8 protein-coding genes and 2 pseudogenes are annotated in these 12,428 nt (G+C 72.9%); 4 read left to right on the forward strand and 6 right to left on the reverse strand.

The window, feature by feature from the left end:
• The first annotated feature begins 123 nt into the window (after positions 1-123).
• Positions 124-1,278, forward strand: a complete 1,155-nt coding sequence (locus tag SMA5143A_RS17720; RefSeq protein WP_107463898.1) for a serine hydrolase domain-containing protein — start codon at positions 124-126, stop codon at positions 1,276-1,278.
• Positions 1,279-1,294: 16 nt separating this feature from the next.
• Here the strand turns inward: SMA5143A_RS17720 and SMA5143A_RS17725 are convergent, their stop codons facing one another.
• Positions 1,295-2,086 (reverse strand): class I SAM-dependent methyltransferase, encoded by a 792-nt coding sequence (locus SMA5143A_RS17725; RefSeq protein WP_107463870.1) that lies wholly within the window; start codon positions 2,084-2,086, stop codon positions 1,295-1,297.
• Positions 2,087-2,376: 290 nt separating this feature from the next.
• Here SMA5143A_RS17725 and SMA5143A_RS17730 point away from each other — a divergent pair, with 290 nt between their 5' ends.
• Positions 2,377-3,969, forward strand: a complete 1,593-nt coding sequence (locus tag SMA5143A_RS17730) for an alpha-amylase family glycosyl hydrolase (protein ID WP_107463871.1) — start codon at positions 2,377-2,379, stop codon at positions 3,967-3,969.
• Here SMA5143A_RS17730 and SMA5143A_RS17735 read toward each other — a convergent pair.
• Positions 3,942-5,771 (reverse strand): sulfatase-like hydrolase/transferase, encoded by a 1,830-nt coding sequence (locus tag SMA5143A_RS17735; protein ID WP_107463872.1) that lies wholly within the window; start codon positions 5,769-5,771, stop codon positions 3,942-3,944. The two genes, SMA5143A_RS17730 and SMA5143A_RS17735, sit on opposite strands and share 28 nt — an antisense overlap.
• A 333-nt stretch (positions 5,772-6,104) precedes the next feature.
• Between SMA5143A_RS17735 and rho the strand changes: the two genes are divergently transcribed.
• Complete coding sequence (gene rho / locus SMA5143A_RS17740; protein WP_107463873.1) at positions 6,105-7,283, forward strand: transcription termination factor Rho; 1,179 nt, start codon at positions 6,105-6,107, stop codon at positions 7,281-7,283.
• Positions 7,284-7,445: 162 nt separating this feature from the next.
• Positions 7,446-8,219, forward strand: a pseudogene (locus SMA5143A_RS44770) (D-alanyl-D-alanine carboxypeptidase family protein); the annotation flags it as partial.
• Between the two features lie 185 nt (positions 8,220-8,404).
• Here the strand turns inward: SMA5143A_RS44770 and SMA5143A_RS43950 are convergent.
• The 4 genes and pseudogenes from SMA5143A_RS43950 to aspA form a co-directional block, all read right to left on the reverse strand.
• Positions 8,405-9,700: a glycosyltransferase 87 family protein gene (locus tag SMA5143A_RS43950; protein ID WP_375136502.1), complete on the reverse strand. Its 1,296-nt coding sequence runs from the start codon at positions 9,698-9,700 to the stop codon at positions 8,405-8,407.
• The gene (gene mptB / locus SMA5143A_RS17755; protein ID WP_107463899.1) at positions 9,697-11,085 is read right to left on the reverse strand and encodes a polyprenol phosphomannose-dependent alpha 1,6 mannosyltransferase MptB; all 1,389 of its coding nucleotides are present in this window, start codon (positions 11,083-11,085) and stop codon (positions 9,697-9,699) included. Before mptB ends, SMA5143A_RS43950 begins: the two co-directional genes overlap by 4 nt.
• Positions 11,086-11,224: 139 nt before the next feature.
• Positions 11,225-12,163, reverse strand: a complete 939-nt coding sequence (locus SMA5143A_RS17760; protein ID WP_107463875.1) for a glutaminase — start codon at positions 12,161-12,163, stop codon at positions 11,225-11,227.
• Between the two features lie 61 nt (positions 12,164-12,224).
• Positions 12,225-12,428: pseudogene (gene aspA, locus SMA5143A_RS17765) on the reverse strand (aspartate ammonia-lyase); the annotation flags it as partial.

The raw sequence follows: 12,428 nt of genomic DNA on the forward strand, positions 1-12,428 counted from the left end.
CTGGATCCGGGCGGTTTCACGGGTTCCACCCGGTCCGACCAGTCGGTATGTTCAGCGGTATGTCCAGGGGGCCACGGGTGACGCCCGGGAGCCGTGCCGGCGGTGGAAGGGGTGGGTGGGTTCATGTCCCAGGTGCGAGGTCACTGCGACGCTCGGTTCGCTGCCGTGCGGACCGCGTTCGAGGAGAACTTCGGGAAGCGCGACGAGCTGGGGGCGGCGGTCACGGTGACGCTGCGCGGGGAGACCGTGGTGGACCTGTGGGGCGGATGGGCCGACGGGGCCCGCACCCGGCCCTGGGAGCGGGACACCGTGGTCAACGTGTGGTCGACGACCAAGGGCCCGACCGCCCTGTGCGCGCACCTCCTCGCCGACCGGGGGCTGCTCGACCTGGACGCCCCGGTGGCCGCGTACTGGCCCGAGTTCGCGGCGGCGGGCAAGGACGGCGTCCTCGTACGTCATCTGCTGTCGCACCGGTCGGGCCTGGCCGGGCCGCGTGAGCCGCTCTCGTTCGCCGAGCTGTGCGACTGGGACGTGACCGCGGCGCGGCTGGCTGCGCAGGAGCCCTGGTGGGAGCCCGGTACGCGGTCGGGGTACCACGCGATGACGTTCGGTTTCCTCGTCGGTGAGGTGGTCCGGCGGGTGTCGGGGCTGCTGCCGGGCGCGTTCCTCGAGCGGGAGGTCACCGGGCCCCTCGGGATCGACTTCACGATCGGGCTGCCGGAGAAGGAGGCCGGTCGGGCCGCCGAGCTGGTGCATCCGCCGGCCGCGACGACGAGTGAGCAGGCGGCCGTCTTCGCGCAGTTGACGCCGACCGCGCTGGCCGCCCTCGCCAACCCGCCGGTCGGCGCCACCGAGGCCAACAGCGCCGCGTGGCGGGCCGCCGAGGTTCCCGCCGCCAACGGTCACGGCACCGCTCGCGCGGTCGCCGCGCTCTACGGGATCCTGGCGCTGGGCGGCGGCTGGGGCGGGCACCGGGTGCTGTCGCCGGAGGCCGCCGAGCGGGTCCGCGAGGGGCAGGGCAGCTGCCGTGACCTGGTGCTCGGCGCCGGTTTCGGCCGGGACACGGAGGTGGCGCTCGGGGTGTGGCTGAGCGGGGCGCACGGCTCGTACGGCCCGAACCCCAGGGCCTTCGGCCACGACGGCTACGGCGGTTCCTGCGGCCTCGCCGACCCGGAGGCGGGCGTCTCCCTCGGCTATGTCATGAACCGGATGGGCCCGCACATCGCCGACGACCCGCGCAAGATGGCGCTCGTCGACGCCCTGTACAGCGCCCTCTGACCGGCCGCCGCAGCCGCTACCGCCCGGCCCCGGGGTCCAGGGTGTCCGGGCGGGTGGCCACGACCATCCGGCAGCGCGGGCTGCCGTCGGGGCGCGGCCCGAACTCGGACAGGGCGAACAGCTCGACGTCGAACCCGGCCCGTTCCAGCTCGTGCCGTACGACACCGAGACGGAACGGCCGGTAGTACATGACGAACGGTGGCCGCCAGACGGCGTTGCGGACCCGCATCGCCGTGTCGAAGCCGAGGGCCGCCCAGTACCAGGGCGAGCGGGGCGGGGCGGGCGCCGGGAGCGGGAACGCGAAGCGGCCGCCCGGCCGCAGCACGGAGTGGACCTGCGCGAACAGGCCCGGAAGCTGTTCCGGCAGGAAGTGCCCGAACGCCCCGAAGCTCACGGCCAGGTCGAAGACGGACCCGAAGGGCAACGCGAGGGCGTCGCCGCGCACCCACGAGAGGCGGGGAGCCCCGGCGGCGTCACCGTCCCGGTCCCGGTCCCGGTCGCGGGCCCCCGCGGTGAGCCGGTCCCTGCCCACCGCCAGCATCCCGGCGCTGATGTCGACGCCGGTGGCGCTCTCCCGGCACAGCTCGCGCAGCACCTCCATACCCGCTCCCGTGCCACAGCACAGATCGAGGCCGTGCTCGAAGGGGCCCAGCGCGGTCAGGGCCCGTTCCACCGCGTCGAGGATGCTGTCCGGCGTACGGAACGGGGTGTGGTCGAACTTCGGCGCGAGCAGGTCGTAGCCGTGTTCGACGGAGGAGAGTGCCTGAACGGCGAGTTCGCGGAGGCTGGGGCCTTGCGGGGTGAACATCGGCTCAGCTTAGGCCCAGGTCCTGTCGTTTGGATCACGCCTGGGCCGCGGGGTTTGGCACGCACATCTGCCGCGTTGTCGTCGGTCGCCAACTCCCCCACGCTCGAACAACCTCGCGCGGGGGGGGACCCCCATCGCGTCGACTCCCTCCTCCGCCTTGCAGCCGCACGCACCAAACCCCGCTCACCGGCAGCCGTCAAAGTGCCCTGGCTCGAAGCCGGCATGTTCCAAACGACAGGCCCTTGGCTCGGGGCAGCGGACGGCGAGCGCCCTCGCCTAGGGTCGACGGTATGACTTCGTTCCGTCCTGCCCCGACCTGGCTGGCCGACGCCGTCTTCTACCAGATCTACCCGCAGTCCTTCGCCGACTCCGACGGAGACGGCATCGGGGACTTCGCCGGCATCACCGCGAAACTCGATCATCTGGCCTGGCTGGGCGTCGACACCGTCTGGCTGAACCCCTGCTTCGTCTCGCCGTTCCGCGACGCCGGGTACGACGTCGCCGACTATCTGAACGTCGCCCCCCGCTACGGCTCGAACGACGACCTGGCGGCGCTCGTCGACGCGGCCCGCCGCAGGGGCATCCGCGTCCTGCTGGACCTGGTCGCGGGGCACACCTCCGTCGATCACCCCTGGTTCCGGGCGTCCGCGGACGACCCGGACGACCACCGCTACATCTGGACGGCCGAGGGCCGGCCCGACGGCTTCGTCGACTCCCCCGGCACCCGGCCCGGCGCGTACCTGCCCAACTTCTTCGACTCCCAGCCCGCCCTCAACTTCGGCTACGCCCGCGAGGACCCGGCCGAGCCGTGGCGGCTGCCGGTCGACGCCGACGGCCCGCGCGCCAACCGTGCCGCCCTGCGCACGATCATGGACCACTGGCTGGGCCTCGGCGTCTCGGGCTTCCGCGTCGACATGGCCGCGTCCCTGGTGAAGGACGACCCCGGCAGGACCGAGACCGCGCAGGTCTGGACGGAACTGCGGCACTGGCTGGACACGGCCCACCCGGACGCCGTGCTCCTGGCCGAGTGGGGCGAGCCGGAGGTGTCGATCCCGGCGGGCTTCCACGCCGACTTCTTCCTCCACTTCGGCGGCCCCACCGACGGCCTGGCCCTCCGCTCGCTGTGGAGCAACGGCGAGGGCACCGTCAACGACACATGGGACCCACTCGACTGCTTCTTCGACGCCGGCGGCAAGGGCTCGCCCCGCCCCTTCGTCGAGGCGTGGCAGCAGGCGACCACGGCCGTCGACGGCGCGGGCACGATCTCCCTGCCCACCGCCAACCACGACTTCTCCCGCCTCAACTGCGGTCCCCGCACGGCCGAGCAGCTCCCCGCCGCCTTCGCCTTCCAGCTGACCTGGCCGACGCTTCCGGCGATCTACTACGGCGACGAGATCGGCATGCGCTACGTGCCCGGCCTGCCGGACAAGGAGGGCAGCGTCCTCGGCCCCCGCTACAACCGGGCCGGGTCCCGCACCCCCATGCAGTGGGACGGCAGCCCGAACGCGGGGTTCTCCACCGCGCCGGCCGACCACCTCTACCTGCCGGTCGACCCGTCCCCCGACCGCCCGACCGTCGCCGCCCAACGCGCCGACGACACGTCCCTGCTCCACCTCGTCCGCCGTCTGATCGCCCTCCGCCGCCACACCCCCGACCTGGGCCCCGGCGGCTCGACGGAGGTGCTGCACCTCGGGTACCCGTTCGTGTACCTGCGCGGGGGACGGCACCTCGTCGTGATCAACCCACAGCGCAACGAGACGAGTTGCCCGCACAAGCCGCACGTCGGCACACCCCGGCCCCTGGAGGCGCGGGGCGTGCAGCTCACCGCCGACGGAATCACCGCGGAGGGCTTCGGCTACGGGATCTTCGAACTCGGCGGCTGACCGCCGGTGCCGTAGGCGGTGAGGAAGCGGTCGCGGAAGGTGTCCATGCGCCAGACAGGGGCGTCGGCGCCGGGTTTCAGGCCGTCGGACCAGCCCCAGTCGTCGATGCGGTCGAGGACCTTCGGGTCGTGGGCGACGAGGGTGACCGGTACGTCGTGGTCGGCGCCGTTGCCGCTGACGCTGGCCATGGGCTGGTGGTCGCCGAGGAAGACGAGGACGGTGTTCTCGTCGCCGTACTTCTCGACGTACTCGAGGAGGCTCCGCAGGGAGTACTGGACGGACTTGCCGTACTCCTCCTTCACCTTGACGGGGTCGGTGAAGACGTCCGCCGGGTCCTTGCCGGCCTTCTCGACGGCCCGGTAGACGGAGCCGTCACCGACCTCGTCCCAGCCGACCATCCTCGGCAGGGGCGCCCACGGCTGGTGGCTGGAGGTCAGGATGATCTCCGACATCAGCGGCTTGGCGCCCCGCTTGGCCGCCTCCAGGCGCTCGAACGCGGTCAGGGCGTACTGGTCGGGCATCGTGGACCAGCTGAACTTCGGGCCGCGGTAGCCGAGGTCGCGGGAGTCGTAGACCTTGTCGAAGCCGTAGAAGTCGCCCTCGGGCCAGTTGTACTGGACGCCGGGCACCACCCCGACCGTCCGCCAGGCACCCGACTTGTGGAAGGCGCCGGGCAGGGTGAGGCGCTCGCCAGCGGTGACCGTGCGGTAGCGGTTCTGGTTGTCGATCCACAGCCCCGTCAGGAAGGTGGAGTGGCCGAGCCAGCTGCTGCCGCCGTAGGTCGCCGAGGTGAGCCAGCCGCTCCTCGCCGCGAACCCTGCCTTGCGCAGCGCCTCGTTCCGCTCGTCGAGCGTCGCCGTCACCCCCGGCGCGATCGCCGGGTCCTCCAGGGCGGCGCGGCCGTAGCTCTCGATGAAGGTGATCATGACGTCCTTGCCGCGCAGCCCGGTCAGCAGCCGGTCGGCGGGCACGTCGGCGAAGGCGTCCTTCTTGGCCTCCTCGGCGAACGCCGCCTCGTCCGCGAGGGTCTCCCGCGCGCGGGCCCAGCGGTCCTGCACGAACCCGATCGTGTTCCGGGAGGCGACCGGCGTGTCCTGAAGGGGTGTCAGGCCGAGGGCCGCGCAGGTGATCCACACGGTTCCCGCGACGACCGTGCCGCGCATGGCCCGCTCCCGGTGCCCGACCAGGAGGTTCGCGAGCCGGACCACCGCCAGCGCCATGACGGCGAACAGCGCGACGACCACGGTCACGAGGCCGATGACGGCGGCGAGCGCACCGGAGCGGCCGAGGGTGTCCTCCACGTACGACTCGGCGTCGTCGAGGAGCCCCCAGTCGAGGACGATGTTGAAGCCGCGGCCGAGGAACTGGTTGAAGCCGATGTCCAGGGACTTCACGACGATCAGCGCGGCCAGGCCCCCACCGACGAGGACCGCGAGCACCAGGCGCGGCCGGCGCGGCAGCGCCATCAACAGGGCGGCGCCGAGGATGGGCTCCACCGGGATCCGCAGGAACTGCGCGGCCGTGAAGTACTCGACGCTGCCCGGCATCAGCAGGGCGAACAGCACGAGGACCGCGGCCAGCGCCGTGACCGCCCACGACACGCTCCGCGCGGCGACCGGATACCTCCGCCGGAACTCCCGCGGGGCCCGCCGGAGCCGCCGCCATCGGCCGACATCCCCGGCGGACGCGTCGGTCGGCCCGGACGGCGCTTCGGCCGCCGCGGGTTCCGTGTCGTCCTCCGTGTTGGTGTGCCTGGCCGTGTCGGTGTCCGGCAGTCGACCGGAGCGCGTGAAGAGCGACACCCGACGTTCCTTCCGTGCGAAGACCGCTGGTGGGACGGCGGTCCTGACTCGGGTGGGCGGGGCCGCCCCCTCCTGTACGGGGGGTCGTTCAGGTGAGTTCAAAGGCCGTCGGTAAGGAAATCCCTAACGTTTGGTGACGGGGAGTGGTACGCTGCGTTTGGCACGTGTGTATCGCCCGGGTTCGGGCGCCGGTGCCACTCTCTCAGTTCCTGAGAACTCCTCAGCTGAACCGACCGCCCGTCGACATCTCCGACCGGCCGTCAGCTTCTCCGCACCACCTCGCGCAGGGCTCAGTCGTACCCGCGGGTGTGTGCCTTCCCCTCCCCCTTCCTCATGCGTTTCACCCAGGAAGTCCGCGAAAGGACCCCCATGACCACCACCACACTCGAACACACTTCCACTCATCGGCAGTCCCCCACCCACGTCACCGGCATCCTGGAGACCGCGCAGGGCGGGCAGGGGTTCCTGCGCGCCGGCAACGGACTGCCCACCGCCTCCGACACCCAGGTGCCCGCCGCGCTGATCCGCCGGTACGGGCTGCGCGAGGGCGACACCGTCGAAGGCGTCCGCGAGGGTCGGCGCGCCCTCACCGAGGTCGAGCGGATCAACGGGCGCACCCCCGACGAGCTGCGCGGCCGACCGCGCTTCCACGACCTCACACCGCTGCACCCCCGTGAGCGGCTGCGGCTGGAGCACCGGGCGAGCGGGCTGACGGGCCGTCTCGTCGACCTCGTCGCCCCCGTCGGCAAGGGACAGCGCGGGCTCGTCGTGGCGCCGCCCAAGACCGGCAAGACGGTGCTGCTCCAGCAGCTGGCCGCCGCGATCGCCGCCAACCACCCCGAGGTCCATCTGATGGTGGTGCTGCTCGACGAGCGGCCCGAGGAGGTGACCGACATGCGGCGCTCCGTGCGGGGCGAGGTCTACGCCTCCACCTTCGACCGGTCCCCCCAGCAGCACATCGCGCTCGCCGAACTGGTCGTGGAGCGCGCCAAGCGGCTCGTCGAACAGGGCGACGACGTCGTGATCCTGCTGGACTCCCTCACCCGCCTGTGCCGGGCGCACAACAACGCGGCCGCCGCCGGTGGCCGCACCCTCAGCGGCGGTGTCGACGCCGCCGCGCTGCACGGCCCCAAGCGCCTCTTCGGCGCCGCCCGGCTCACCGAGGAGGCCGGCTCCCTCACCATCCTCGCCACCGCCCTGGTGGAGACCGGCTCCCGCGCCGACGGCTTCTTCTTCGAGGAGCTCAAGGGCACGGGCAACATGGAACTGCGACTCGACCGCGCACTCGCCGACCGGCGGGTCTTCCCCGCCGTCGACATCACACCGTCCGGCACCCGCCGCGAGGAACTCCTGCTCGCACCGGCCGAGTTGACCGCCGTACGTGGCCTGCGGCGGGCCCTGCGCCCCCGCGAGGGCCAGGCGAGCCTGGAAATGCTGCTGGAGCGGCTGCGCGCCACCCCGGACAACGCGGCCTTCCTACGGCAGGTGCAGCCCACCCTCCCCGCCGTGTGACCCCACGGCGTGTGCGGCATCCGGGTGCTCGATCCGCTCCCCCGGCCCTGGCACCCCGATCCACGACGCGACCGTTCCTACGTTTGCCGTATGACCATCGGATCTTCACCTCGCGCTGCTCGCTTCTCCCGTGCCGCCGTCTGTTGCTCCGTCGTGTGTGTGATGGGCGCCCTCGCGATCGCGTCGCATCCCGAGGGCGTCGGCGGCTCGGTCGAGGTGGGCGCCCAGGACGCCAAGTCCTCGCTGGAACCGGCCTCCCTGTACCGGTCGGGAACCCATGTGAGACCGCGGACCGGGGCGCCCCGGATTCCCAGTGACGTCTCCGCCGTGGCCTGGGTGGTGGCCGACGCCCGCAGCGGAGAGGTCCTCGCCGCGCACAACGCGCACCGCAAACTGCCCCCCGCGAGCACCCTCAAGACCCTGTTCGCGCTGACCGTGCTGCCGCGGCTCCCCGGAGGGCTCAAGCACACCGTCAAGAGCAAGGAACTCGCGGGCATCGGCGAGGGAAGCAGCCTCGTCGGCGTCCAGGAGAACCGCACCTACCGCGTGGCCGACCTGTGGCGTGGCGTCTTCCTCAGCTCCGGCAACGACGCCGTGCACGTCCTCGCCTCCCTCAACGGCGGCTGGCGTGCCACCACCGAGCAGATGCAGGACAAGGCCCGCGCCCTGGGCGCCCACGACACCCACGTCGTCTCCCCCGACGGCTACGACGCCCGCGGACAGGTCTCGTCGGCGTTCGACCTGGCGGTGTTCGGACGGGCCGGACTGCGCAACGCGGAGTTCGCCGCGTACTGCGCCACGGCCACGGCGAAGTTCCCGGCGAACGGCCGCTTCGGATACGGCATCCAGAACACCAACCGGCTGCTGACCGGCGCCGGTGTGGACCGCTATCCGGGCCTCATCGGCATCAAGAACGGCTACACCACCAACGCGGGCAACACCCTGGTCGCCGCCGCCCGACGAGGTGGGCGCACCCTCGTCGTCACGGTGATGCGGCCCCAGTCGGGCGTCGGGTTCGCCGTGTACGAGGAGGCGCGCTCCCTGCTCGACTGGGGCTTCCGGGCCGCGGGCCGCGTCGACCCGGTGGGCTCCCTCCTGCCGCCGCGTCCGGCGGCCGCGCCTCAGCCCCGCCGCTCGTCGCCGCCGCCCGCCCGCGAGAAGGACCAGGCCGCGGGGCTCGGCTGGTCGGAGGCGGGGGTGGTCGCGGGCGCGGCGGGGGTCGGCGCGGCGGCCGTGTCGCTGTTCCTGCGGCTGAGGGGGCGCCGGCGCCCGGGTGACTGACCGACGGGCAGCCGCAGCAGCAGACCGAGCGTGATCCACACGTAGGTGTTGGACCCGACGAAGCCGGCCACACCGGACGCGTCGTCGAACCACAGCCAGACGACACTGCTGCACAACAACCCGTACAGGGCCGCCGTCAGGGGCAGCAGCCGACGGTGCCTCAGCAGCACCGCGAACGACGGCAGCAGCCAGACCAGATGGTGGACCCAGGTGATCGGGCTGACCAGGCACGCGGTCAGCCCGGTCACGGCGAACGCCGCCGTCCAGTCCCCGGCCCGCACCGCCGCACGGGCCCGCACGGCCCAGACGCCGAGCACCAGGAGCACGAGCAGCGCCCAGAGCGCGCGACTCGGTTCATGGGGTGCGACCAGCCGGGCCAAAACGCCCTGCAAGGACTGGTTGGAGACGTAGTCGAGGCGGCCGACCCGGCTGGTGTCCCACAGCGCCTCGGTCCAGTAGAAGCGGGAGGCGGCGGGGGCGACCCAGGCCGCCGCCGCGGTGGCGGCCGCGGCGACGGCCGTCGCGAGCCCGGCGGCACGCCACCGCCGGGCGAGCAGGAGCAGCCCGATGAAGATCGCGGGCGTCAGCTTCACCGCCGCGGCCAGCCCGATCCCCGCACCCGCCCACCGGCCCCGGCCGGTGGACAGCAGCCAGGCGTCGGCCAGCACCAGGGCAAGCAGCAGAAGGTTGACCTGGCCGAAGCTGACGGTGTCCCGGAACGGCTCGAACAGGGCGAGGGCGCACAGGACGAGGGAGGTGCCGAACCAGCCGTGGCGGCGCAGGCGCGGCCCGGCGAGCACGAACAGCACCACCCCGAGCGCCACCAGATCGAGCCCCAGGCACAGCACGATCGCGGTACGCAGCCCGACCCACGCCATGGGGAGCATCGCGACGGCGGCGAACGGCGGATACGTGAAGCCGTACGTCGTGCCCGGCACCCGGTAGTCGTAGACGCGACCCCCGTGGTGGACCCAGGTGTCGACGGTGCCGTGGTAGACGCGCAGGTCGAACCAGTCCCGCAGCAGCGGCACCGTCGCGGTGAACACGGTGACCGCCAGGGCCAGGCCGAGGACCAGCGCGACCCGGGCGCGGTCGGTGCGGGGCAGCAGCCGGTGCCGGCCTTCGGGGGCGCTCACGCGGTCCGCTCCAGGGCCGGTGTCAGGGACGCCTGGTGGGCCTGCCAGAGCACGACCACCGCGAGGACTCCCCCGCACACCGCCAGGGCGAGTTGCTCGGTGTCCGGCGGGTTGCCGCTCGGCAGGACGGCCAGCGCGAGCACCCCGGTGGCGGCCACGAGCCTGTGCCGCGCCGAGCTGTTCCGGGCCGCCGAGGCGATGAGGAACAGCCCCCACAGCGCGTACCAGGGACGTATCGCCGGGCCCAGCACGGCCACCGCGGCGAGGCTGAGGCCGAGCGCGTGGACCGGGCCCGGTCGCAGACGGAGCCAGATGAAGAGGACGACGGCGAGCGTCACCACGAGTCCCGCGGCGCGCCAGGCCGGGAGCGCGAACGGCGCCAGGTCGCTGCCGAGTCCGCGCAGCAGGTTCGTGGTGGCGCGGCCGAGGAGGGTGGTGGGCGACCAGTTGTGCGGGGAGACCGGGGTGCGCAGGGCGGCGATCCAGCCGTATCCCGTGCCGGTGAGGGCGGTGACGCCCGCGGTGGTGGCCGCGGCGACGGCGACCGTCGTGACGGTCGTCCGCACCCAGCCGGTACGGCCCCGCATCACGACCACCGCGAGCAGCCCGAGCGCGGCGGGTGCCTTGACCAGCGCGGCGAGGGTGACGAGGACGACGCCGAGGGCGTAGCCGCGGCCCCGCGCGGCCACCAGGCCGACGCCGAGCAGGCCGAGCATCATGGCGTCGTTGTGCGCGCCGGCCACCAGATGGAGCAGGACGAGGGGGTTGAGGGCGCCGAGCCAGAGGGCGACGGCCGGATCGCCGCCGTGGTGCCGGGCCAGCCGGGGCAGCGCCACCGCCATCAGGGCCACACCGAGCAGCGCCACCACCCGCATACCGATCAGACCCTCCGGAATCCGCCCCTCCGTCAGGGCGGACAGCGCGGAGGCCACGGCGAGGAAGACCGGACCGTACGGGGCGGCCGTGTGCCGCCACACCGGGGCGACCTCGTCGGCGAGGGGTCCGCCGAGCCGTGCGGGGCCGTGGGCGTAGACGTCCATGTGGGCGTCGACCATGGCGCCCTGCGCGAGGTAGCTGTACACGTCCCGGCTGAACAGGGGCGGGGCCAGCAGCAGAGGGGCCGACCAGACCAGCAGAACGACCAGCAGGGCCCGGGGGGTGGGTGGTTCGGGGCCCCGGACGACCTTCCCCAGCAGGGCCCAGGCGGCGATCAGCAGGACGACCCCGAAGTACACGCAGACCAGGCCGAGCGCGCCGCGTCCGGAGGCCGGTGACAGCAGGTCGCGCACGGGCAGGGCGCCGGCGGTCTCGCCGCCCAGGGCGAGGAAGGCGGTGCCGGCCAGGCCCAGGGCCTGGCAGCGGCGGAGATCGACGGGGAAAGCGATGGCCAACACTCGGTCAGCGTGTCAACGCCGGGTGGCGTCGAGGCGACGCCCTGTCTGCGGGACGGGGACCGCGATGCGACCGGCGGGTGATCTACGCGGACGCGACCGGGTGGTGCGCCGGGCGGCGTGACCGGACTGCTCAGAAGACGGACAGGCCCGTCAGTGTCGTGAAGCGGTCCAGGGCCGCGACGCCCGCGACCGAGTTGCCCCGCTCGTCCAGGCCCGGGCTCCACACGCACAGGGTGCAGCGGCCCGGTACGACGGCGATGATGCCGCCGCCCACGCCGCTCTTGCCGGGCAGGCCGACGCGGTAGGCGAAGTCGCCCGCGGCGTCGTACGTGCCGCAGGTGAGCATGATCGCGTTGATCTGCTTGGCCTGGCTGCGGGTGAGCAGACGGGTGCCGTCGGCCCGGACGCCGTGCCGGGCGAGGAAGGTCGTGGCGAGGGCGAGGTCGGCGCAGGAGGCGGTGAGGGAGCACTGACGGAAGTACTGGTCGAGGAGGACCGGTACGGGGTTGTCGATGTTGCCGTACGACGCCATGAAATGGCCGAGCGCCGCGTTGCGGTCGCCGTGCGCGGACTCGGAGGCGGCGATCTCCGGATCGAAGTCCAGCTCCGGGTTGCCGCTCTCCGCGCGGAGGAAGGCGAGCAGCTCGCCGGCGGCGTCGCCGGTGCGGCTGAGGAGGCGGTCGGTGACGACGAGGGCACCCGCGTTGATGAACGGGTTGCGGGGGATGCCGTTCTCGTACTCCAGCTGCACCAGGGAGTTGAAGGGGTTGCCGGACGGCTCGCGGCCGACGTGTTCCCAGAGGGTGTCGCCCTCACGGGCCAGGTCCAGGGCGAGGGTGAAGACCTTGGTGATGGACTGCGTGGAGAACGGCTCCCGCCAGTCCCCCACGCCGTACACCGTGCCGTCGAGTTCCGCGACGGCCATGCCGAAGCGGCGCGGATCGCGGGCCGCGAGCGCCGGGATGTAGTCGGCGGGGCGGCCACGGCCCGGGGTCCGCTCGATCTCCTCGGCGATGCGCTCCAGGACCGGCTGGAAGGTGAGGGACGACGTCGTTGTCATGATCACCATTGTGCCTCCTTTGTACCGGTCCCGGAGCATAGACCCAGGTCAGGGCCGATTCCGCACGGGGTCAGGAGCGGAGGGCTCCACTGCCCGCGAGGACCTCGGGCCGCAGCAGCTGCTGGAGCCGCTCGGCGGGCAACAGGCCCTTCTCCAGCACGAGTTCGGCGACGCCGCGGCCGGTGGCGAGGGCCTCCTTGGCGATGTCGGTGGCCGCCGTGTACCCGATGTGCGGGTTGAGGGCGGTGACCAGGCCGATGGAGTTCTCCACCGC

It is taken from the genome of Streptomyces sp. MA5143a, from assembly GCF_900290235.1.
Lineage (GTDB): Bacteria > Actinomycetota > Actinomycetes > Streptomycetales > Streptomycetaceae > Streptomyces.

Bases quoted from the DNA above. Each gene is read 5' to 3' on its own strand.
- SMA5143A_RS17720 (WP_107463898.1), top strand. From the start codon at position 124: ATGTCCCAGGTGCGAGGTCACTGCGACGCTCGGTTCGCTGCCGTGCGG.
- SMA5143A_RS17725 (WP_107463870.1), bottom strand. From the start codon at position 2,086: ATGTTCACCCCGCAAGGCCCCAGCCTCCGCGAACTCGCCGTTCAGGCA.
- SMA5143A_RS17730 (WP_107463871.1), top strand. From the start codon at position 2,377: ATGACTTCGTTCCGTCCTGCCCCGACCTGGCTGGCCGACGCCGTCTTC.
- rho (WP_107463873.1), top strand. From the start codon at position 6,105: ATGCGTTTCACCCAGGAAGTCCGCGAAAGGACCCCCATGACCACCACC.
- SMA5143A_RS17760 (WP_107463875.1), bottom strand. From the start codon at position 12,163: ATGGTGATCATGACAACGACGTCGTCCCTCACCTTCCAGCCGGTCCTG.